Raw genomic sequence first — 21584 nt, 5'->3', positions numbered from 1 at the left:
GAAGGTCTAATATTTAGCATCTGGCATCTACTAAAACATCTAAAACCCCGGAAAATACCGCTATAGTTGTTGCTGAAAGCTTGGGCAGGACCTTGGCAGGCAAATACATGGCTGAAATTTTGAGGATTAGCGACTTAAAATCTGCAAACATTGGTTTATTCAGGAGCAAAGCTTAATTTTGGAACGATTACATCAACCAAAGTAGCAATGCAAAAGGACACAGCCATTTTTGATTTAATTGCCAAAGAAAAAGCACGCCAGACACATGGCATCGAATTAATTGCCTCCGAGAACTTTGTATCGGAGCAGGTCATGCAGGCCATGGGCAGCGAAATGACAAACAAGTACGCCGAAGGCCTGCCGGGCAAACGCTATTATGGTGGCTGTGAAATAGTGGATCAGGCCGAGCAGTTGGCCATAGATCGTGCAAAAGAGCTTTTTGGAGCCGCCTGGGTTAACGTGCAGCCGCACTCCGGCGCACAGGCAAATGCAGCCGTTATGCTGGCCGTGTTAAACCCCGGCGATAAAATTCTGGGCTTCGACCTATCGCATGGCGGTCACCTGACCCACGGTTCGCCTGTAAACTTCTCTGGTAAAATCTACAAGCCCACATTTTATGGCGTAGAACAGGAAACAGGCCTCATCGATTTCAGCAAAGTAGTAGAGATCGCTCGCCGCGAGCAGCCAAAGCTGATCATCTGCGGTGCCTCCGCCTACTCTCGTGAGTGGGACTACAAAAAACTGCGCGAAGCCGCTGACGAAGTAGGCGCCCTCCTGCTGGCCGATATCTCTCACCCATCCGGACTGATTGCACGTGGTTTGCTGAACGATCCGTTTGAGCACTGCCATATCGTAACCACCACTACCCACAAAACATTGCGCGGCCCAAGAGGCGGCATGATCATGATGGGCAAAGACTTTGAAAACCCATTTGGCCTGAAAACTCCGAAAGGCGAAACCCGCATGATGTCGTCGTTGCTGGATGGAGCCGTATTCCCTGGCACGCAAGGCGGACCGCTGGAGCACGTAATAGCTGCCAAAGCCGTTTCGTTCTTCGAGGCCCTCTCCGATGATTACCTGAACTACGTGAAGCAGGTGCAGCAAAATGCCCAGGCCATGGCTAAAGCGTTCCTGTCGCGCGGTTACGATATTATCTCTGGCGGCACAGATAACCACATGATGCTGATCGACCTGCGCTCTAAAGGCCTGACCGGTAAACTTGCCGAAAACTCGCTCGTGAAAGCAGACATCACCATCAATAAAAACATGGTTCCTTTCGACGATAAATCTCCTTTTGTAACTTCTGGTATGCGTGTGGGTACGGCAGCTATTACCACCAGAGGCCTGAAAGAGAACGACATGGAGCGCATTGTGGACCTGATCGATACGGTGCTTATAAATAATGAGAACGAAAGTACAATCCAGTCGGTGCGCAAAGACGTAAATGCCTGGATGGAAAAATATCCGCTCTTCGCTCACTAATAAATAAAGGCCGAAGACTTTACTAAATGAATCAACCTTATATGGAAGAAGAGACGCAGGAGATGTCCTTTGTGGACCATCTGGAGGAGCTAAGATGGCACATTATCAGGTCGTTTTCATCCATTTTAGTATTTGCGGTCATCGCCTTTCTGGCAAAAGGCTTTGTGTTTCACGATATCATCCTGGCTCCTTCCCGCCCCGATTTTTTCAGCTACCAACTGATGTGCGATTTAGGAAACAGAATTGGTTCTGAAGTACTCTGTATCACAGACCTCGGCTTCACGATTCAGAGCCGGCAGATGAGCGGGCAGCTTTCCATGCATATTATGGTATCGCTGGTGCTGGGGCTGGCCTGCGCTTTCCCGTATGCTTTTTGGGAGATATGGCGCTTCGTGAGTCCGGGCCTTTACCCGCAGGAGCAGAAAAACTCCAGAGGGGCCGTGTTTTTTGTGTCGCTGTTGTTCATTTTAGGCCTTTTGTTCGGCTATTATGTGGTGTCGCCAATTTCGATCAATTTCCTGGCGGGCTACCAGGTCGATCCTTCTATCCTGAATGAGTTCGACCTGTCTTCATACATTTCTACGCTCACCACACTCTGTTTGTCGTGTGCGGTCATGTTCCAGCTGCCGGTAGTGGTCTATTTCTTTACCAAGGCAGGCTTGCTCACGCCAGAGATCATGAAGTTGTACCGGCGCCACTCCATGGTCATTATTTTAGTAGTTGCAGCGATCATTACACCACCGGATGTCATCAGCCAATTATTGATAGCTATGCCCCTGCTCGTACTATACGAAATCAGTATCAGTGTTTCGGGCTCTATCCGTAAAAGAGATTTAAAGCGATTAAACGACAACAATACCATCTAATACTATGGCTTACAATATTGCAATAGGCGGCGACCATGCCGGGTTTGTCTACAAAAACATGCTTATAAAAGTGCTGGAGCAAGATGGGCATGAGCTAAAAGACTTTGGGCCATACTCCGGAGAGTCTTCCGATTACCCCGATTTTGTGCATCCACTTTCTAAAGCAGTCGCCAACCAGGAGTTTGATTTCGGAATATTAGTGTGCGGCAGCGGCAACGGAGTGGCCATTACAGCTAACAAATACCAACAGGTACGGGCAGCGCTTTGCTGGAAGCCGGAGCTGGCGCAACTGGCTCGTGGCCACAACAACGCCAATGTGCTTTGCATCCCGTCGCGGTTCGTATCGGAAGAGGAAGCAGTAGAGATGATGCGCGTTTTCCTTTCGACTGAGTTTGAAGGAGGCCGCCACGCCACACGGGTAAACAAGATTACCAATTGCTAAAATAAGCTACAACAGCCTAAAAATTAAGCTTAAAAGAAAACGCGGCCTCTAAGGTCCGCGTTTTCTTTTTCATGCCCCCTGTAGCTGCACCCCTCCCGGGTGCTCATGACCCTCAGCTACCAAAAGCGCGAAAAGCCTCTGGAAGGCCATTTTCATTAGAATAATTCTACTTATAACTCCTTTCCCTGTCTCTTATAAACCGCAGGAACATCTGTAGGTTCGTAAGCATCGAAAATAGTAGGAAGCTTATATTTAAGTTCTTCCAACAGGCCGACTTTGTCAATAATATACCTTGGCGGTTCTTTTTTGAAGTTCCGGTACAGGGCAAATACAGCGTCATATTCATTCAGCCTGCCAAAGTGCCGTTGTGCGAGTTGCCAGTTGAGGTAAGGTGTGGCCAGCGTGTTGTGGGTGTAGTAGGTAATGTCGTTGCCCAGCACGAGCACCGAAGCTCCTTTAATAGCCTGCGCAGGAGAAACAGGCAACAAAATTCTGGACTCGTCGATTTTGACCAGGGAGCCAATACCCAGTGGCTGCCGGTAACGCAGCACCACCACGCCTGCCAGCAGCACAAGGTACATTAGCGAGAGTATCCAGGGTTTAAAGCGGCTGGTAAACAAAAACTCGCTGAAGTAAGCCAGCGGTGGCAGCAGCACCAGGAACGAAGCAGCCGATACCTGATCTCTTGAAATAATAACCAGAAGACTTACAATGAGCCACACCACCATCAGCTGCTGAAACTTAACCTGGAACACCAGCCGTTGCGCCAGCGAGAGCATACTGAACAACGACAGCGCCAGCACGAGGCCCGGTAGGACCAGTAGCTTAGCCAGGTCGGCGGGTGGTATCAGAAACGAAACTTCAAACTGCCATGGCCGCAACAGGTGCAGCTCCAGAAAACTGCCAACCGCCCCCGTAAAAAGGTAGTAAGACAGAAGCATGGCATACGGAAAGGCAAAGCCACAAAGCATGAGAAGCGAACTCCTGAAGGCGGCGGAGGCAAACAGAATAACAGCAAAAAGCCCCAGCAGCAGAAAAAGCCCCAAAGGCAGAAAGCTTAGCGCCGCCAGCCCCAGCATAAACCCACCAATAAACAGGCGGCTGTTATCGAGCCCCTCGCGCGCAACAGTTATAAAGTATGGCAACGACAATATAACAAATGTATTACCAAGGAGCAGCGGCGTGAGCATCTCGAACTCCAGGGTAAGGCAGCCAAAGGTAAGGTACAGCAGGGCGGGCAGGTAATTGCTTTCTGCGTAAACCTTGTTCCGGATAAAAGTTGAATTGAGCAGGAGCGCCTGCGCCAGCAGCAGCGCTGCTGCCACCAGCCGGTACGTCAGGTAAGAGCGGCCGGCCACCAGGTCTATGAGCCAGTACACTAAAGCAGCAAGCGGAGCAGTACTGTCATAAATTTCGCGGTACATGGCAAACCCATCGGCCATACGCTCCCCTATCAGCATAAATTTAAGCTCGGGTACAGTGGCAGGCACTCCCAGTAAAATAAGCGGAACTCGTATGGCCAGGTAGAGTAAAACCAGCAGGATCAGTCGGGAAGGCAATATGCTTCGGAAGTAACTAATCAAGAGTTATTAGAGTTAGAAAGCGAGATAAACGTACCTTCTCCGAAATGAGTAAGCTACTTTTGGGGTAAAAATGCGAAATTAATATGATATTTGCATCTTCGTATGGAAAGTAAAAGACAACAGAAATTCTCACGCCTCATTCAGAAAGAGCTGGCCGACATCTTCCAGAGGGAAGTGCCGCATCTTTTCGGAGGGGCCTATATATCAGTTAGTGTGGTGCGTGTATCTCCCGATCTGGGGCTGGCGCGTGTGTACCTGAGTCTCCTGATGACTACCGACAACAAAGCGGTGCTGCATGAGATAAAGGAAAACACCAAAACCCTTCGTCACCACCTGGCGCAGCGCATCAAGAACCAGGTGCGGGTAATACCGGCTCTGGCATTTTACCTCGATGACAGCGCCGAGTATGCTGCCCAGATGGATAAGTTATTCTCCGGCCTGGAAATACCTCCTGCCAACGAGAACGATGCCGAAAACGAGGATGCTTCTGAAGACGAAGAAGACGAAAACACCACCCGCTAGCCTTGCAACGCCTCATTTATGCAGTATGATCCGATAAAGCGGATTCTGGGCGACGTGTTCAACCAGACCCCTTTTCTTAGACGCATATTTTACCACCTGCTCGACCTGCTGCTGCTGCGTGCCTGGCACGTGCACAAAGAGCTCAAAGCCTGGGCTGTAACCCGTAAAGAAAAAGAGCAGTACATACTCGATGCCGGTTCTGGTTTCGGGCAGTACACTTACTTCCTGACGAGCATGAGCAATAAGTGGAGCGTATTGGCCGTAGATGTAAAAGAAGAGCAGGTATCAGACAGCAACCGTTTTTTCAGAGCTATCGACCGCCAGAATGTAGTGTTCCGCATCGCAGACCTGGTACAGTTCCGGCAACCCAACAGCTTCGACCTGGTACTTTCTGTGGATGTAATGGAGCACATAGAGGAAGATGTGCAGGTGTTCAAAAACATTCACGCCTCGCTCCGGTCTGGTGGCATGCTCATTATTTCTACCCCTTCCGACCAGGGCGGCTCCGATGTGCATAGTGGCGACGAAAGCTCTTTTATTGAAGAGCACGTGCGCGATGGCTATGGCATACAGGAGATACACGGTAAACTGCAGCGTGCCGGTTTCCGTAGAGTGGAGGCGCGGTACTCGTATGGTAAACCAGGGCAGGTGTCGTGGCGACTCTCTATGAAGTACCCATTGCAGATGCTGGGCGTATCTAAAATCTTCTTCCTGCTTTTGCCGTTCTACTACCTGGTTACTTTCCCGGTATGCCTGCTGCTGAACTGGATGGACGTTAACGGTAACCACGCATCCGGCACAGGCCTGATCGTGAAAGCCTGGAAGTAATTGATTGTTGGTTGATGATTGTTGAATTGTTAATTCGCCCTACAGAGTACATAATAACTATTAAACTCAACCATTTAGCAGGTTAACAATTTAACAAATAGCTACTAGCAACCAGCAACTAACAATCAGCCAATGAATGTACCTTTTCTGATAGCGAAACGATATTTTTTCTCCAGAAAGAAGAGGAACATCATCAGTATCATCTCCAATATCGCCATGATCGGGGTAGCCGTAGGCACCATGGCCCTGATTATTGTACTCTCCGTATTCAACGGCCTCGAAGACCTTATCCGGGCCATCTACAGCAGCTTCGACCCGGACCTGAAAATATCGGTGGTAGAGGGCAAATCGTTTGAAACCGATACCGAGTTTATGAACCGCATTCGCCGCACCCCAGGCGTGGCTGTGGTATCGGAAGTGATAGAAGACAATGCCCTGCTGCGCTACAACGACCGCCAGATGGTGGTGAAGGTAAAAGGAGTAAGCGAGAACTTTTTTCAACAGAATAAGATCGATTCTGCCATTGTGGAGGGCAACTTTGAACTTTATCGCAACGATGAGTTTTTCGCTGTGGTGGGGCGTGGCGTGCAGTACCAGCTCTCCATCAGGCCATCTAACCAGTTTGTGTCGCTGCAGTTTCTGTACCCGCGCAACACTAAGTTTAACCCGCTAAACCCCGAAGGCTCGTTTAACAGTTTGCCCATAAGGCCGGGCGGCGTGTTTGCCATAGAACGGCAATACGACGATGCCTATGTGTTTGTGCCGCTTAATTTTGCCGAAGAACTGCTGGAGTATGGCAGGCGGCGTACCTCCCTCGAAATTAAAGTAGAGGAGGGAGAAAAGATAGAAACCGTAAAAAAAGCCTTGCAAGCCACATTGGGTTCGGCGTTTCTGGTGCAGAACAGCGATGAGCAGCACACCAGTTTGCTGCGTGCCGTAAAGGTCGAGAAGCTGTTCGTGTTTATTACGTTCGCCTTCATTCTGCTTATAGCCTCCCTCAACATCTTCTTCTCCCTGTCGATGCTCGTAATAGATAAGAAAAAAGATATCGCCATACTGGCCTCTATGGGAGCTACGGCAACAACTATCCGTAATATTTTCCTGTTCGAAGGGGCCTTGGTTGCCTTTATTGGTGCCACGTATGGGCTCTCGTTGGGTATGCTGGTGTGCAACCTGCAGGAAAGCTTCGGCTTGGTTTCGATGGGAATGGCCACCTCTATTGTTGACTCTTACCCAGTTAAAATGCAGGTAAGTGATTTTGTATTTACCGGGCTGGCCATCGTAATTATCACGTTGTTAGTTTCCATCAGGCCAGCTTATAAAGCAGCCTCTATGTCGGTAACTGAGAATATATAAGCTTGTTGGTTAGCACTTTATAAATATTTATAAATAACAAGCTATAGTTAGTGAAAAGGCAGATTTTTCTAGGAAAATAGTTGATTTAGCGTTATTTTTGATGTCCATCACTTAGTTTTTGGCATGAACGTTTACACAACCCAACCTTTTCAGATAGTTTATTCTCTTTTCGAACACGAGTACCTTGGTTACCTGTTCGAATCGTTTGTGATACAGGTAAATGGCAAAGGGCAGTTAACACTTCAGCACCAAAACATCTCGGCTAAAAATGCCAAAGAATTTGCATCTCGACTCGATGAGAAAGACTTTAAACTGATTCCGCTCATCGATCAGATTCAACAGGATGCAGTTCTCAAAAAATTCTCCGTCAAAAAATTAACACCAGTTGACTTTTTCCTGAAAGTATACGATCCGGAGAAAGGCGACAAAGGGCTTCAGGAAGAAATTCATCATTACATTCAGGTCCGGATGAGCAAGATTCTGGACCTGCTGAAGGGCAAAACGACGTTTATTATGGGCAAAGACGGAGAGCCTACCTGGAAGCGCATTACCATGGCGCCCGAAAAAGCCACTGTGCTTTTTCATTTTATGCGCAACGAGAGCAATACGCATTATTTCCCGACTATAAAATATGCTGGTCAGAAACTCGAGTTTCAGTACCGGCATGCTACTTTGGTTGGCTATGAGCCTGCCTGGCTGCTGCTAAACGATACAATTTATGGTTTCGACAAGCCTATAGACGGCAAAAAGCTGCAGCCATTCCTAAATAAAAAATTTATTGTGATACCCCGATCTGTAGAAGACAACTACTACAGCAAATTTGTGGTGCCACTGGTCGAGTCGTTTGATGTGTATGCCAAAGGCTTCGATATCAGGTCGCAGAAATACAAGCCTAACCCGTACCTGACCTTCTCTGAGTTGCGGGCTGCAGATGCGCTTACATTGCCCGCCCTAAACGGCAACAACTCAGAGGCCAGACAAGACCGGCAGGTTTCTGCTGATAAAATTCTGTTTAACCTGTCGTTTCTGTACGGAGACCACATGGTGGAGACACAGGAGCTGAAACGCGTAAGTGTGAGCATGGAAAAAACTGCTGACTCGTATGTGTTCCATCGGCTGATCCGGGATGTAAACCATGAGAAGGAGTTTATAAAGGAACTATCGAAACGAGCTCTGGAAGTAAAGAATGGCAAAGCGGTTTTAGAAAAAAGCTCGGCCTTTTCGTGGCTCAACAGCCACCTGCAGGAGCTGGAACAGCTTGGGTTTATTGTACGCCAATCGGAGAAGAGCGCCAAAAACTATTTTATTGGCGAAATATCTGTAAGCGTAGGTATCACCGAAAACAATGACTGGTTCGATATTTATGGTAAAGTGCAGTTTGGGGAGTTTTCGATACCGTTTATTAAACTCAAATCGCATATTCTTACTAAGAACAACGAGTTTGTGCTGCCAAACGGGCAAATTGCCATTATTCCGGAAGAGTGGTTTACGCAATATATTGAGCTGTTCGCTTTTTCGGAAGGCGACCAACTGCTCACGCTGAAGAAGCACCACATGGCCCTGGTAAACGACCTGCAGAATGGCAGCCTAGCAACTGTTACCATGAGCCGCAAGCTCGAAAAACTCCGCGAGTTTGAGGTAATAGAAGACAAGCCCTTGCCTGCCGGGTTTAGAGGCGAACTGCGCCCGTACCAGAAGGCCGGTTACAACTGGCTGCACTTTGTAAAAGACTACAAGTTTGGAGGTTGCCTGGCCGATGACATGGGCCTTGGTAAAACGGTACAGGCGTTGGCTATGCTGCAGCACCGCAAAGAGCATGGGGCAGATTCAGCCACACTGCTGGTTATGCCTACCTCGCTCATTTACAACTGGCAGAACGAAGCTCAGAAGTTTACGCCAAATCTGCGCGTGCTCTCCTACACCGGCACCTACCGCGACAAAGACGTGGAGCAGTTTAAGAACTACGATGTGGTGCTAACCTCCTACGGTATTGTGCGGCTGGATGCAGGTATCCTAAAGAATTACTACTTCGATTATATCATCCTGGATGAGTCGCAAGCTATAAAAAACCCCGATTCCAATACCTCGCGTTCGGTGCGTTCGTTAAAATCGCGTTACCGCCTGATCCTGACAGGTACGCCAGTAGAAAACAGTACCATGGACCTGTGGTCGCAGATGTCGTTTATTAACCCGGGTCTGCTTGGCAACCAGCACTTTTTCCGCAATGAGTTCCTGAAACCGATCGAGAAGGAGAAAGATGAGCAGAAGATAAGGAAACTACATGCCCTGATAAAACCCTTTATACTGCGCAGGCACAAGTCGCAGGTGGCAACAGAGCTCCCTGAGAAAGTGGAGAACATTAGTTTCTGCAAAATGACAGAGGAGCAGGAACATGCCTACGAAGAAACAAAATCGTATTACCGCAACAAAATACTGACGAACCTGGAGGAACATGGCCCAGGCAACACCCAGTTTATGCTCTTGCAGGGCCTCACCAAACTGCGCCAGATCGCCAACCACCCGCTTATGACCGACGAAGGGTACGAAGGAGAATCTGGTAAGCTGAAAGAGGTGCTGCGGATGACAAAGAGTGTGGTGTGCAAAGGCCACAAGGTCCTTATATTCAGTCAGTTTGTAAAGCACCTCGAAATTATAAAGCACGCCTTAGATGAGCGGGAGATAACCTATGCCTACTTGGATGGTAACACCAAAAACAGGCAGCAGCAGGTAGAGCGTTTCCAGACAGATGCCGCCATACAAGTATTCCTGATTTCGCTGAAGGCAGGTGGCGTAGGCTTAAACCTGACAGCAGCAGACTATGTGTTTATACTGGACCCCTGGTGGAACCCGGCTGTAGAGGCACAGGCTGTAGACAGAGCCCACCGCATTGGGCAGAAAAATCAGGTGTTTGCCTACAAGTTTATTTCGAAAGATACCGTAGAAGAAAAAATACTGGCGCTGCAAGGGCGAAAAATTCAGTTGGTAACCGACCTGATCAGCACCGACGAAACCGTCATGAAGAGCCTCACCAAAGAAGACATCGACAACCTGTTGAGTTAACAACAAGGTTCTTTTTAAGTAGAAGCCTCTGCATGCCTGGTAGCTGCAGAGGCTTTTTTTTGTGTAAACACCCTTTACCCTTGGCAAAAAATAGCTGTAAAAGCTTCTGAAGGCTATTTTCATTAGAAAAATTGAAACTCCCCGCTGGCTAAGCACCAGGCATTTAGCCAGGTAATTTCTGCTTTTAACCTGGTACAGAAACAGTTAGCAAACCTTTCTGCAACTACTGTTGTTATGCAAGTCAGTTAATCTCATACGCTCTAACCCAAACCTACCTATGCACTTGCACCTCCGCACCTCCGTTAAGCAAGATTACCTTTCTGTTTTCAATGGCTTCGACGAGAGCTTGTTCCGAAAGCTTTCGCCACCCTACCCCCGGCTGCGGCTGCTGCGCTTCGATGGGAGTTACCCCGGCGATGTGGTGGAGGTGGAACTGCTGACAGGGTTCAGAACTTTTAGATGGACCAGCCTGATAACTGAGCGTGCCATAACAGATACAGCGGCCTATTTTGTGGACGAAGGGCTGGAGGTGCCAACACCTTTGCGCTACTGGCGGCACAAACACCTGGTAACCAAAGAAGGAGATGGTGCCATTATTCACGATATTATCGAATACCGCACCAGGTTTAAAGCCCTGGATGCCCTGCTTTACCCCATGATGGTGCTGCAGTTCGGCAGCCGGAAACCGGTGTATAAACGCATGTTTAACTAAGCCAGCAGGCACTTCATTCCTCAAAACAACCAGCAAGCTGCCAATTATTTAAATAAAAACAGCCTTCCAAAGCGAAATAGCTAATTTTACGCCAAGGGTAAACCGGTGTAACTGCTCGCATAGCCACTACACTTTTTAGTGGATGCCAGATTCTGGAAAATTTAAGGTAACATATTTTAGATTTTCCTGCAGAAGCCAAAAATTGCTGACTTCTAAAACCTTTCCGGCTTAAAGCAGTTTTGAGTGGAGGAAAAAGCATGTACATTCGGTTTCATGAAGAAAACAGCCATTGTAGTAGGTTCAGGAATAGGAGGCATAGCCGCTGCCATTCGGTTGGCCGTAAAGGGCTACCAGGTAACAGTGCTGGAGGCAAACACTACGTTCGGCGGCAAAATGCAGCAGTTTAACCTGCAAGGCTACCGTTTCGATGCAGGGCCTTCGCTGTTCACACTGCCCCACCTCGTCGATGAGCTGTTTACATTGGCTGGTCGCACGCCTGCCTCCTACTTCAGGTATACACGCCTCGACCCGGTAACACATTATTTCTGGCCAGATGGGAGTGCCTTAAAAGCCTATGCCGACCCGGCGCAGTTTGCTGAAGAAGCAGAGCAGCAACTGGGCGTACCGGCTAAAGCGGTGCAGCAGGCACTGGCAAAAAGCGCCCGACTCTACAAGGGCACCGCCGATACATTTCTGCACAAGTCGCTGCACAAGGCTGGTACCTATCTGAGCCCCGATGTGCTGAAGGCGATTGGCTGCCTCTCCGACCTCGGCCTAACCACCAACATGCACGCCGCTAACCAGAAGCTGTTTCAGGACCCGCGCTTTGTGCAGCTCCTCGATCGGTTTGCCACCTACAACGGCTCCGACCCCTACCAGGCACCCGGTACTTTAAACCTGATTCCTCACCTGGAGCATAACATAGGAGCTTTTTACCCCAAAGGAGGCATTTACGCTATAGCCGCCAGTCTGGTAAAGCTGGCAGAGGAGTTAGGTGTTACGTTCCGGTACAACGAGCAGGTAACGCGCATAACAACAGCAGCCGGTGCTGTTACAGGCGTAGAAACCCACAACGGCGCTTACCAGGCAGCTGTAGTGGTCAGTAACATGGATGTAGTGCCCACGTACCGCAAACTGCTGCCCGACCAGCCGGCACCCGAAAAAACATTGCAGCAGCCGCGGTCCAGTTCCGCATTAATCTTTTACTGGGGTATACAACGGGCATTCCCGGAGCTGCACCTGCACAACATCTTCTTCAGCCAGAACTACAAAGAAGAGTTTGAGCATATATTTCAACACAAAACCATTGCGCCAGACCCTACCGTTTATGTGAACATTTCCTCTAAACTAGACCCGACCGATGCTCCTGCAGGTTGCGAGAACTGGTTTGTAATGGTTAATGTGCCGCATAACCAGGGGCAGAACTGGCAACAGCTAATTGCTGCCACCCGCACTGCTGTTTTAAACAAACTTGGCAGTATGCTGCAAGTGCCGCTCGAGCCACTCATAGCCTGCGAGCAGGTGCTCGACCCGCTCCTTATAGAGCAGCAGACTTCTTCCTTTGCCGGTGCCCTGTATGGCAGCAGTTCCAACAACCGCATGGCAGCTTTTCTGCGTCACCCAAATTTCAGTGGGCGCATCAGGGGGCTGTATTTTTGTGGTGGCAGTGTACACCCGGGCGGCGGTATACCACTTTGCCTGCTCTCCGCAAAAATTGTAGGGGAGCTGGTTCCTGAATCAGAAAAAGCTTAAAACAGATGCCAGATACAACATTCCAGGTTTCGAAAAACAAAGCACCCCGGCTGTTCCTGAAAAAGTATGGGCTGCCACTGGCGGTTGGCGTGCTGGTAATTTTTCATGCGGTGGGTTTCTGGGGCCTTGGCCTTAGTGGCAGGCCCGAATACTTTCAGTCGCTTACGCCACTCAACCTGCTGCTAACCAACGTGCTGCTGTTTAGCTTTCATAAAGGCTACACGAGCAGGTTCCTGGTATTTGCTTTTCTGGTGTTCGCGGCGGGCTTTTTGGCCGAAGTGCTGGGAGTGCATACTGGCTTCATTTTCGGGAACTATAGCTATGGCAGTACTCTTGGCACAAAGCTATGGGAGGTGCCGTTGCTAATTGGTGTAAACTGGCTCATGCTGGTGTACGCTACCGGTACCATGGTGCATAAACTGCCCCTGCACTGGTTCCTGAAGGCCATAACAGGAGCCATGCTGCTGGTGCTGCTCGATTATTTCCTGGAGCCTGTTGCCATAACCTACGATTTCTGGAGCTGGCACGAGCAAGTCATTCCGCTCTCTAACTTCAGAGACTGGTTTGGGTTGTCGCTGCTGCTGCAGGTTTTATTTCAGAAGTTTAATTTTTATAAGAAAAACCCGGTAGCACCTTATGTTTACCTGGTACAGTTGCTGTTCTTTATTGCCTTATATATCATACTTTAAGGTAAGAATCTTAATTGCCAGAAATAGTTATTGTACGCAGCCGAATTATTCTTAAATTTCCAGAATCTCAAGGAGCTAACAAGTATTAGCATCCGGTTGAGTTAAGCTTACCGTAATATGCTTAGCAGCAACTATCAGTAGGTAACAGAGTAAGGGCAATTATGACTTTTTTAGAAACTATCTTAGAGGAAATTCTTCGCATATTTAAGCGCGATGGAATAGAGGCGAACACACAGGAAGATATCATAAAAAGACTAGACATCAGGCACTCCACCTTTCAGGAGCTTTTTTCAAGCAAAGCCGATATGGTGCTTAAGGTGGTGAGGTTTGATATAAAGGAACAGGAGCGGCAGCAGGCCAGGCTGCTGGCAAACGCACAAGACCCTGTAGAAGAAGTAATGCTGCTGTTGCAGGATGGCATCAAGAATATTCAGCAAACTAACCCGCAGTATGTGCTGGACCTGCAGCAGCATTACGAGGAGGTATGGCTGATGTGCCTGGAGTATCTTAACTCCAACAGTTACCACCTCATCTCAGAAATTATTAATAGAGGAATTTTGCAGGGCCTTTTCAGGAAGGACATTAACATAGAACTAGTAACCCGTATTATTCTGGCGCAGCTTAATATGATGCTGAACCCGCAGGTTTTCCCGCCCGAGAAATACAACCTCTCCGAAGTGTATCGGAGCATTTTTCTTTACTACCTCCGGGGCATCTGCACCGAACCGGGAGGCAAACTGGCGGAAGCATTTTTTGCAAAGCACAATTTATAGGTACAGCTAAAACAGGAGCGGCCCGGAAGTTTAACTTCCGGGCCGCTCCTGTTTTAGCTACGTTAGATTTTAGCTGATGGAAGTTCGTACTTTTTGTGTGTACTCACGCAGTGCCGTCTTAAAATCGACGTGCTGGTGGTGCATTTGGTTCAGAATCCAGACGGCAGCCAGAATGTGGGTCAGCTGTTCTCCTTCGTCTTCGCCCTCTACCTCAATGGCTAGCTCCTGCTCCTCTAAAATTGCGGCCTCGGCAGCCAGCAAAGTTTCAATGCTCTGGGTTTCTACTAATTTTTTTATTACCGGTATTTTCATTTGTCGGGTTTATACAAGTTTATGGATAAGGGTGCGTACTGCTTCTTCTTTGCTGGCGGCTACAGTATCTACGAGATTCCCGTTTTTGAACACAGCAAAGAAAGGAAGGTTGGTTACTCCTGCCATTTTACGGGCTTCCGGACTTGTTTCAGCGTTTACATCCACAAAAGTTACTGTGGCAAAGTGCTCATCTTCTGACAGGCGCTTGAACTTAGGCGAGAACAGGCGGCAGTTGCCACACCAGTCTGCAAAGTACTTTACTACCACATGTTGGTTAGACTTCAGGATACTCGCAAAATCAGAATCAGTTGCTTTTATAACGGCCATAGAATATCGTGTTTTGAAGGTTAAAAATTAAGTAAGTATGGGTTATGCATACTTGCCTGCATAGTAAATGTTTCAACTGCAAATATACAACAAAATACATGTTGAGGTGTAACCAATGCAGCTCCAACGGTTTAAGATGCTAAATCTTTTATTAGTTAAGAGTTAAAAGTTAGGAGTTAAAAGTTTTAAAAGTGGTTCACTCATCCTCTCAGTCGTTCATTCAAAATCAACCATTTAACCATGTAGCCATTCAACAATCATCAATCAAATTATTCAAATGAAAACAGCCTCCAAACAGGTTTTAGGTGCTTTACAGGTCAAGGGTTAAACTACTTAAATTAGTAAGAGTCACATTGTTTCTGTCACTCCGTCAGAATTCCTTAAAATTCCTCAAATCAACCATTTAACCATTCAACAAACAGCAATCAACAATCAACAACCATCTCAAAATCCCATTTTAATTTTCTTTTTGGGTTGGGTCGTCATGTCGGTTACAAGAGTTTGCTTGTTAAACCTGATGTGCCACATGCCTCGCAAGTCGCCTGTTGCGTAACGGGTAGCCTGGTCGGTGGGGTATTGCTGTTTCAGGAGTTCGTTATCGGCATCAGACAGCTCTTTGCCCGGGGTGCCGTGGCAGCGCAGGCAGCTCTCGCTCCGGATGTAGATCGGAGCGGTGTAGAGCAGCTCCTCGCGGTTTAGTTCCTGTAGCACGGGCTCTTGCAGCTGCCCCTCTGTGTATTGCTGTAAAGCCACAGCTACGGCTCCCTCTGCCTTGTTGGCGGGGTTGCGTAACTTTAAGGAGGTGCGGCCGGCAGTGCCACCGTATTTCTGCTCCATGGCCTGCACAATCTCGAACTGCTCAGGGCGGCAATAGGCCATGGCGGCTGCTACGCCACCGCTGTCGAGGTGCTGTTGCAGGTACAGGTCCATTTGGTATTGGGCGGCAGCCACTATGGAGTCGCCTGCATTAAGGGCTGCTTCCTGAATCTGGGCACCGGTTACACGCTTAATCTTGCGCCGCTCCAGTTCCTTGGCTATTTCTTTTCCGCCCTCTACAGGCTTAACTTTTACTTCGCACCCCGAAACTATACAGGCAGCAGCAAGAGTTATATAATATAAGATACGAGGTAGGTGGAACATCTTTTTAGTCTGGATTGTATAAAAATGTATAAAAGAAACTACACGCCAATTTAGTATCTTTGTACTTTAAAACCATAACAGCGCCATGTTAGATAAATTAGAAGCCATTAATCATCGGTTTGAGGAAGTAAGCCAACTGCTTATCCAGCCCGACGTGGCCAGCGATATGAAGAAATTCAAGTCGTTGAACAAAGAATACAAAGATCTGGATAAGATAGTTACCGAATACAAAAAGTACCTGAATATACTCAGCAATATAGATAACGCCAAGCAGGTAATCGCCACCGAAAAGGACGAGGATTTCCGCGACATGGCGAAAGAGGAGCTGGACGAGCTGCTGCCGCAACGCGAAAAAATGGAGGAGCTCCTGAAAGAGCTGCTGATACCAAAAGACCCGAACGACAGCAAAGACATTATTATGGAGGTAAGAGCCGGTGCCGGTGGCGACGAGGCTTCTATCTTTGCCGGCGACCTGTACCGCATGTACACCCGCTTTGCCGAAAAAATGGGCTGGCGCGTGGAGCTGATGGATGCCATGGAAGGCACATCGGGCGGTTACAAAGAGATTATTGTCGGCATGTCGGGCGAGGATGTGTATGGCAAGCTTAAGTTTGAGTCGGGGGTGCACCGTGTGCAGCGCGTACCAGCCACCGAAACCCAGGGCCGCATCCATACCTCGGTTGCATCGGTTATCGTACTGCCCGAAGTAGAGGAATTTGATATCGACCTCGACATGAACGATATCCGCAAAGACCTGTTCATGTCATCAGGCCCGGGCGGTCAGTCGGTAAACACGACCTATTCTGCCGTTCGTCTTACGCACATCCCGACCGGTATTGTGGCGCAGTGCCAGGACCAGAAGTCGCAGCTCAAAAACTACGACAAAGCCCTGAAAGTGCTTCGCTCCCGAATCTACGAAATAGAGCTGGCCAAGAAACTCGAAGCCGAAGGTGCGCAGCGTAAAAGCATGGTAGGTGGCGGCGACCGTTCCGACAAGATCAGGACCTACAACTACCCGCAGGGCCGCGTAACCGACCACCGCATTGGCTACACCGTGTACAACCTGCCTGCCGTAATGGAAGGTAACATAGAAGATTTTGTAGAACAACTAAGAATTGCCGAAAACGCCGAGAAACTGAAAGAGGGCGCAGCAGCAGAGTAATACCTTAATTTTAAATGAATTAAGTAATCGGGGGTCAGGAGTATAGTAAAGGGAGAGAGACTTTATTATATTCCTGATCTGTTTTATACGATTTTGGTAACTTCGGCAGTTGGAGCAATAGGCGCAGCAACCCTTGACCAAACTCAAAGCTTTTGCCTTCGGAAGGCTATTTTGATTGGAATAATTGCTGATGCTTCGCCAAATTAAAAATTAGAAATTAAAAACTATGCTGGCGCGAGCGTCCTCGCTCGTGACTCTTATTCTGAGGCCTCTGGCCGATACAGAAGTTAAAGTTGAAAACTTAGTATTTCTAAAAACTTATTTTAAGGAGCATCAACCATTCAACAGTTTAACAATTTAGCCATCACTATATAAAACAGATATCATTTTGAAGTACCTCCTCGCTATTTTACCCCTTCTGCTGTTGCTCTCGGTGTTTTCGTGTACGCCAAACGATGAGGTGATTACAGCTGACCCTGAGGCGGTGCTTCATTTCTCGGCCGATACCGTGCTTTTCGATACAGTATTTGTGGCGCGGGGCAGTGTTACCAAGCGGCTTAAGGTTTACAATCCTAACCAAAAGGCCGTCCGCATCAGCGACATTACCTTAGGTGGTGCAGGCGCATCGCCTTACAAACTGACCATTAACGGAGTCGAGAGCCCTATTGCCAACAACCTAGAGTTGCGTGGCCGCGATAGCCTGTATGTGCTGGTGCGGGTAAATATCAACCCGAATGCCAGCAACCAACCCTTTCTGGTAAGCGACTCCATTATGTTCCGGACCAATGGCAACCTGCAAAAGGTGAAGCTGGTCGCCTATGGGCAAAATGCTTATTTCCATAGCAAAGCAGCCATCGGTAACACCGTGTGGGGCAAAGACAAAGCGCATGTGCTGCTCGACACCATTCTGGTTAGCGCCGGCACCACCCTCACCATAGAAAAAGGCAGTCAAATATTTGCCACACCAGGAGCGGTGCTGCTCGTAAACGGAACACTGCTCGTGGAGGGAACAGCCGAAGAACGCGTGGTTTTTAGTGGTTACAGGCGTGAGCAGAGTTACCAGCAGGCACCGGGGCAGTGGCAAGGCATACAGATTCTGACACAAAGCGAGAACAACCGCATCCGGTTTGCCGACATCAGGAACACAACCTGGGGCTTACGCATCGGTAACCCGGGCAAAGGTGGCACACTGGTAGAAGGTTGTGCTATACAATACGCGTTTCAGGATGGCATTATCGGGTTTACTTCTGATATCAGGGTGGTGAATACGCTCATCTATAACTGCGGGCGGTATGGCTTTAGTGGCCTTGGAGGTGGCAACTACGATGTTATTTACTCCACTATCGTGAACTACAACAACCCGATGCAGCGCGAATCACCTGCCTTTGTGGTAGCCGATTACATACCGGGCACCGATATCCGGAACATGACCGTGAACCTGCGCCTCATCAACTCTATTGTGTACTCCGATGGTTTTAACTTTAAAGACGAGCTGCTGCTCGAAAGCGATGGCGGTACCATTGCAGCCGAAGTTGCCAACAACGTGTTACGAACCGACCTCTATAAAGAGCTGCTTAACCAGGATAACAATATTCTGAACCAGGCACCAAAATTCAAGTCGATATCAAATCAGGATTTTAGCCTCGATACCCTTTCTGTTGCCAACGGAGCCGCAAAGCCACTTTTAGATGTGCGCCGCGACATAAAAGGCCAAAGCCGCAGCTCCACCACCCCCGACATAGGGGCATTTGAGAGAACAATTGATTAAGGTGCTGATTTTTGATTTGGAGATGTGAGGATTTGGAAATTTGAAGATGAAGAAATATTAAATGGGTGAAGGAAAGTATTTTTTCCAACTTTTAACTCATAACTGATGTTACGCACATTTATCAGGAAGTCTCCTTTAAATTGGTTCTAATACATTTGGTAACAGTTTCATCCGGTGCCCTTAGGCTTTCATTTTTCATTGTAGAAGTCTTAGCGCTCAAGGCCACGGGGCCCCGTTCTCGGGCATCGCGCTGCTGCACCTTTCCTGCCTTCGCTGTCGCTCAGGCTGCCTGCGGCACCGGAAACCTGCAAAGGCGCTCAACCCAAGAACTGGAAATTTGTGCTCTTAGTTGAGGCTAAAGCGACTGTTTGGAGTTGCCCTGGGAATAATATTTCTTTGCTGGTCGCATGAGTGCGTAACATCAGTCATAACTCTTAACTAATCAAAGGCTCTTGACTAAAAAACGTTTAAAAGCTTTTGGAAGGCTGTTTTCATTAGAATAATTCCCAAACGCAGCTATTTAGGAGCAGCACCGTATTAAACAGTCACTCACTCATTCATTCACTCATTCAAGTAATCAAAATTAGAACATGAAATGGTATCAGAAGGAAATCAGGTTGCCGGCCGTAAAGCGGGGCTTTCATCTTATAACCGATTTAGTGGAGTCGCAGTTGCCTGAGCTGGAAGATATTAAGATGGGCCTGGCGCATGTGTTCATCAAGCATACCTCTGCCAGCCTCACCATTAACGAAGATGCTGACCCCACCGTGCGGCAGGACTTCGAAAGCCATTTCAACAAGATGGTGCCGGAAAACGCGCCTTACTACAAGCACACCCTCGAAGGCTCCGACGATATGCCTGCCCACTTAAAAGCTGCCATACTTGGCTCGTCGGTTACGGTGCCTATTACCAACGGCAAGTTTAACATGGGTACCTGGCAAGGCATTTACCTCTGCGAGCACCGCGACCACGCCTCAAAACGCTGGCTGGTAGTAACGCTGCAGGGGAATTAGGTTGATTGTTGGTTGCTATCCGAGCTGAACACGATAAACTTATTCTCACATTCAATCATTCATTCAAAATTCAAGACGAGCACATTAAACTTACCTGATTACGCTTATTTTCTTAATAACCATGCCGTTGGAACTTTGAAGGCGCAGGTAGTAAACTCCCGCTGGCAGGTGCTGTACCTGTAGCTGAACCACTCTGTCTGCTACGGTTTGCTGCAGCACTGTTTGGCCAATGCTGTTAACCAGTTCAATGTGGCGTACTTCTATGCGGGCCGGTTGCTCAATGGTGATATACGCAGCAGCCGGGTTCGGATAAACCACCAGGTCGCTTACCGTAACTTCTATATACTGGAGCTTTTCTGCAGTATCGCTCACAATGCCATTTGTTACTGTAAGCTTTACGGTGTAGCTGCCGGGTGTATTATAAGTAACAGTTGGGTTCTGTTCTGTAGATGTTGCCGGAGTGCCTCCTTCAAACTCCCAAAGCCAGGCAGTTGGTCGCGAACCTTCTGATTTATCGGTGAAGTTAACGGCTGTTCCGACTAGTACCAGGGTGTCGGTGGGGTTGGTTATTTCAAAGTCGGAGCGGATTCTGCCGGTGCAGGCAAGAGAGCTCAAAATAGAAGGACGAGCCGTTGCTAAAGTAGCCTGCATCAACGCAGCCTGCCCGTTCGTGAACAAGTTCATACAACCATCGTCGGTGTAGTCCATGTAGTTCTGCCACATGTTGCCATAGGGGCCGTTGTTGCATGAGGTTACAATACCTGTTGGGCAGCCTCCGGTATCGCGTTGCTGGTTGGGTGTGTCTTCTATGCCATCGGCGTTGTTGCAGGCGCTCCCCCAGATGTGCCGCAGGCCCAGCCAGTGCCCTACTTCGTGGGTCGCAGTGCGGCCCTGGTTGTAGGGTCCGGACGATCTGTTAAAGGGTGGTGCTCCTACAGAAGAATAAAGCAGTACCACGCCATCGATGTTCGCATTATAGCCCGGAAAAGACGAGTAGCCGAGTGTGTTGCCGGTAATTCTGCAAACCCAGATGTTAAGGTACTGGTTGCTGTCCCAGATGTCTTTGCCTCCCCTGCTTGTGAATTTAACATCGTCGCGCGAAGTCTCAAAAGAGGCTCTATCGGTTTGGGTGCGGGTAATGCCGGTAGTCGGGTCGCCGTTCGGGTCGATGGAGGCAAGGCAGAACTCAATTTGGGTGTCAGCTGCGAAGGGTCTGAAATAAGCAGGTGTATTTACAGTGTCTGGGTTCTGGCGCCTGAAGTCAGCATTCAGGATAGCCAGCTGCGATAGGATCTGCTCGTCCGGAATGTTTTCTGCCTCGGTGTTATATACAACATGAAAAACAACCGGTATGGTAATAATGGTGTTACGCCATGCTGCCTTGCTCTGGCTTAACTTAAACGAACCCTCCTGCGCCCGCTCCATTGCCTGCTGTTGTCGCAGCACCAGGCTTGGGTCCTGTGCCTGTAGCGCTTCCTGGTACTCGGTGGTAGCGCACGAGCGCGTGTGTAGAGCCGGAGTAGCAGTGTCTTGTGCCCAGGCCTGCAGGTTGCAGCTACAAATACAAAGTAAGACAAGAAGAAGTGCACGCATGCTGTTTTAACAGATAAAATCAGGGCTTGTTCTGTTGCTGCTGAAGGTCGTGCGCATCGGAATAACCGTACCTGTACGTAAAATAACCGCCTCACACTATACTCAATTGGCCTTAAACAGGAGTTGATCAGAAGTGAAAAAGGTAACGCTCAGTACCACAAGCAGCAACAAAGTTTCTTATTAAACTTTATAAGAAACAATATA

20 protein-coding genes are annotated in these 21584 nt (G+C 48.5%); 14 read left to right on the top strand and 6 right to left on the bottom strand.

The window, feature by feature from the left end:
- Positions 1-207: 207 nt before the first annotated feature.
- Genes glyA through rpiB form a run of 3 tightly spaced genes read left to right on the top strand, consistent with a single transcriptional unit; the run spans position 208 to position 2790 of the window.
- The gene (glyA, locus tag FVR03_RS03685) at positions 208-1482 is read left to right on the top strand and encodes a serine hydroxymethyltransferase (RefSeq protein WP_147920417.1); all 1275 of its coding nucleotides are present in this window, start codon (positions 208-210) and stop codon (positions 1480-1482) included.
- Between the two features lie 26 nt (positions 1483-1508).
- Positions 1509-2348 carry a twin-arginine translocase subunit TatC gene (gene tatC, locus FVR03_RS03680; protein ID WP_255474045.1) on the top strand — a complete coding sequence of 280 codons (840 nt, stop codon included), beginning with the start codon at positions 1509-1511 and terminating at the stop codon, positions 2346-2348.
- Positions 2349-2352: 4 nt separating this feature from the next.
- Positions 2353-2790, top strand: coding sequence for a ribose 5-phosphate isomerase B (gene rpiB / locus FVR03_RS03675; RefSeq protein ID WP_147920416.1), 438 nt, complete (start codon positions 2353-2355; stop codon positions 2788-2790).
- A gap of 170 nt (positions 2791-2960) precedes the next feature.
- On the opposite strand, the gene FVR03_RS03670 is transcribed toward rpiB, so the two are convergent.
- The gene (locus FVR03_RS03670) at positions 2961-4349 is read right to left on the bottom strand and encodes a hypothetical protein (RefSeq protein WP_147920415.1); all 1389 of its coding nucleotides are present in this window, start codon (positions 4347-4349) and stop codon (positions 2961-2963) included.
- A 126-nt stretch (positions 4350-4475) separates the two neighbouring features.
- On the opposite strand from FVR03_RS03670, the gene rbfA reads away from it, so the two are divergent.
- From rbfA to FVR03_RS03645, 5 genes are all read left to right on the top strand, one after another.
- The gene (gene rbfA, locus FVR03_RS03665; protein WP_147920414.1) at positions 4476-4895 is read left to right on the top strand and encodes a 30S ribosome-binding factor RbfA; all 420 of its coding nucleotides are present in this window, start codon (positions 4476-4478) and stop codon (positions 4893-4895) included.
- Between the two features lie 18 nt (positions 4896-4913).
- Positions 4914-5723 carry a class I SAM-dependent methyltransferase gene (locus FVR03_RS03660; RefSeq protein ID WP_147920413.1) on the top strand — a complete coding sequence of 270 codons (810 nt, stop codon included), beginning with the start codon at positions 4914-4916 and terminating at the stop codon, positions 5721-5723.
- A 132-nt stretch (positions 5724-5855) separates the two neighbouring features.
- Entirely contained in the window at positions 5856-7079 is a 1224-nt protein-coding gene (locus tag FVR03_RS03655; protein ID WP_147920412.1) for an ABC transporter permease, read from the top strand.
- Between the two features lie 123 nt (positions 7080-7202).
- The gene (locus FVR03_RS03650) at positions 7203-10139 is read left to right on the top strand and encodes a DEAD/DEAH box helicase (protein ID WP_147920411.1); all 2937 of its coding nucleotides are present in this window, start codon (positions 7203-7205) and stop codon (positions 10137-10139) included.
- A gap of 277 nt (positions 10140-10416) precedes the next feature.
- A complete protein-coding gene (locus FVR03_RS03645) occupies positions 10417-10851 on the top strand; it encodes an SRPBCC family protein (RefSeq protein ID WP_147920410.1) in 435 nt (144 codons plus the stop codon).
- 13 nt (positions 10852-10864) lie between these two features.
- Here FVR03_RS03645 and FVR03_RS03640 read toward each other — a convergent pair whose 3' ends face one another.
- Complete coding sequence (locus tag FVR03_RS03640) at positions 10865-11110, bottom strand: hypothetical protein (RefSeq protein WP_147920409.1); 246 nt, start codon at positions 11108-11110, stop codon at positions 10865-10867.
- A gap of 14 nt (positions 11111-11124) precedes the next feature.
- Here FVR03_RS03640 and crtD point away from each other — a divergent pair, with 14 nt between their 5' ends.
- The 3 genes from crtD to FVR03_RS03625 all read left to right on the top strand — a co-directional run bounded on the left by crtD (position 11125) and on the right by FVR03_RS03625 (position 14065).
- Entirely contained in the window at positions 11125-12603 is a 1479-nt protein-coding gene (crtD, locus tag FVR03_RS03635) for a 1-hydroxycarotenoid 3,4-desaturase CrtD (RefSeq protein ID WP_147920408.1), read from the top strand.
- A gap of 5 nt (positions 12604-12608) precedes the next feature.
- Positions 12609-13292, top strand: coding sequence for a carotenoid biosynthesis protein (locus FVR03_RS03630; RefSeq protein WP_147920407.1), 684 nt, complete (start codon positions 12609-12611; stop codon positions 13290-13292).
- 161 nt (positions 13293-13453) lie between these two features.
- A complete protein-coding gene (locus FVR03_RS03625) occupies positions 13454-14065 on the top strand; it encodes a TetR/AcrR family transcriptional regulator (protein WP_147920406.1) in 612 nt (203 codons plus the stop codon).
- A gap of 69 nt (positions 14066-14134) precedes the next feature.
- Here the strand turns inward: FVR03_RS03625 and FVR03_RS03620 are convergent, their stop codons facing one another.
- The 3 genes from FVR03_RS03620 to FVR03_RS03610 form a co-directional block, all read right to left on the bottom strand.
- A complete protein-coding gene (locus FVR03_RS03620) occupies positions 14135-14377 on the bottom strand; it encodes a DUF6952 family protein (RefSeq protein ID WP_147920405.1) in 243 nt (80 codons plus the stop codon).
- A 9-nt stretch (positions 14378-14386) separates the two neighbouring features.
- Positions 14387-14704, bottom strand: a complete 318-nt coding sequence (locus FVR03_RS03615) for a thioredoxin family protein (protein ID WP_147920404.1) — start codon at positions 14702-14704, stop codon at positions 14387-14389.
- 444 nt (positions 14705-15148) lie between these two features.
- Positions 15149-15844 (bottom strand): Tll0287-like domain-containing protein, encoded by a 696-nt coding sequence (locus tag FVR03_RS03610; RefSeq protein WP_147920403.1) that lies wholly within the window; start codon positions 15842-15844, stop codon positions 15149-15151.
- A gap of 85 nt (positions 15845-15929) precedes the next feature.
- Here FVR03_RS03610 and prfA point away from each other — a divergent pair, with 85 nt between their 5' ends.
- The 3 genes from prfA (at position 15930) to FVR03_RS03595 (ending at position 19787) form a co-directional block, all read left to right on the top strand.
- On the top strand, positions 15930-17006 hold the full coding sequence (gene prfA, locus FVR03_RS03605; protein ID WP_147920402.1) for a peptide chain release factor 1: 1077 nt from the start codon (positions 15930-15932) through the stop codon (positions 17004-17006).
- A 388-nt stretch (positions 17007-17394) separates the two neighbouring features.
- The gene (locus FVR03_RS03600) at positions 17395-18774 is read left to right on the top strand and encodes a beta-helix domain-containing protein (RefSeq protein ID WP_147920401.1); all 1380 of its coding nucleotides are present in this window, start codon (positions 17395-17397) and stop codon (positions 18772-18774) included.
- Between the two features lie 590 nt (positions 18775-19364).
- Positions 19365-19787 (top strand): secondary thiamine-phosphate synthase enzyme YjbQ, encoded by a 423-nt coding sequence (locus FVR03_RS03595; protein ID WP_147920400.1) that lies wholly within the window; start codon positions 19365-19367, stop codon positions 19785-19787.
- A gap of 90 nt (positions 19788-19877) precedes the next feature.
- Here FVR03_RS03595 and FVR03_RS03590 read toward each other — a convergent pair whose 3' ends face one another.
- Positions 19878-21380 carry a M43 family zinc metalloprotease gene (locus FVR03_RS03590; RefSeq protein ID WP_147920399.1) on the bottom strand — a complete coding sequence of 501 codons (1503 nt, stop codon included), beginning with the start codon at positions 21378-21380 and terminating at the stop codon, positions 19878-19880.
- Between the last annotated feature and the right edge of the window lie 204 nt (positions 21381-21584).

This window comes from Pontibacter qinzhouensis (assembly GCF_008017455.1).
GTDB classification, from domain to species: domain Bacteria; phylum Bacteroidota; class Bacteroidia; order Cytophagales; family Hymenobacteraceae; genus Pontibacter; species Pontibacter qinzhouensis.
The sequence above is the reverse complement of the archived record's forward strand: the minus strand, read 5'-3'. Positions and strand labels throughout refer to the sequence as shown.

Bases quoted from the DNA above. Each gene is read 5' to 3' on its own strand.
- FVR03_RS03615 (WP_147920404.1), bottom strand. From the start codon at position 14,704: ATGGCCGTTATAAAAGCAACTGATTCTGATTTTGCGAGTATCCTGAAG.
- FVR03_RS03620 (WP_147920405.1), bottom strand. From the start codon at position 14,377: ATGAAAATACCGGTAATAAAAAAATTAGTAGAAACCCAGAGCATTGAA.
- FVR03_RS03590 (WP_147920399.1), bottom strand. From the start codon at position 21,380: ATGCGTGCACTTCTTCTTGTCTTACTTTGTATTTGTAGCTGCAACCTG.
- FVR03_RS03660 (WP_147920413.1), top strand. From the start codon at position 4,914: ATGCAGTATGATCCGATAAAGCGGATTCTGGGCGACGTGTTCAACCAG.
- FVR03_RS03610 (WP_147920403.1), bottom strand. From the start codon at position 15,844: ATGTTCCACCTACCTCGTATCTTATATTATATAACTCTTGCTGCTGCC.
- FVR03_RS03645 (WP_147920410.1), top strand. From the start codon at position 10,417: ATGCACTTGCACCTCCGCACCTCCGTTAAGCAAGATTACCTTTCTGTT.
- FVR03_RS03655 (WP_147920412.1), top strand. From the start codon at position 5,856: ATGAATGTACCTTTTCTGATAGCGAAACGATATTTTTTCTCCAGAAAG.
- FVR03_RS03640 (WP_147920409.1), bottom strand. From the start codon at position 11,110: ATGCTTTTTCCTCCACTCAAAACTGCTTTAAGCCGGAAAGGTTTTAGA.
- FVR03_RS03650 (WP_147920411.1), top strand. From the start codon at position 7,203: ATGAACGTTTACACAACCCAACCTTTTCAGATAGTTTATTCTCTTTTC.
- rpiB (WP_147920416.1), top strand. From the start codon at position 2,353: ATGGCTTACAATATTGCAATAGGCGGCGACCATGCCGGGTTTGTCTAC.
- glyA (WP_147920417.1), top strand. From the start codon at position 208: ATGCAAAAGGACACAGCCATTTTTGATTTAATTGCCAAAGAAAAAGCA.
- FVR03_RS03595 (WP_147920400.1), top strand. From the start codon at position 19,365: ATGAAATGGTATCAGAAGGAAATCAGGTTGCCGGCCGTAAAGCGGGGC.
- tatC (WP_255474045.1), top strand. From the start codon at position 1,509: ATGAATCAACCTTATATGGAAGAAGAGACGCAGGAGATGTCCTTTGTG.
- rbfA (WP_147920414.1), top strand. From the start codon at position 4,476: ATGGAAAGTAAAAGACAACAGAAATTCTCACGCCTCATTCAGAAAGAG.
- FVR03_RS03630 (WP_147920407.1), top strand. From the start codon at position 12,609: ATGCCAGATACAACATTCCAGGTTTCGAAAAACAAAGCACCCCGGCTG.
- FVR03_RS03625 (WP_147920406.1), top strand. From the start codon at position 13,454: ATGACTTTTTTAGAAACTATCTTAGAGGAAATTCTTCGCATATTTAAG.
- prfA (WP_147920402.1), top strand. From the start codon at position 15,930: ATGTTAGATAAATTAGAAGCCATTAATCATCGGTTTGAGGAAGTAAGC.
- crtD (WP_147920408.1), top strand. From the start codon at position 11,125: ATGAAGAAAACAGCCATTGTAGTAGGTTCAGGAATAGGAGGCATAGCC.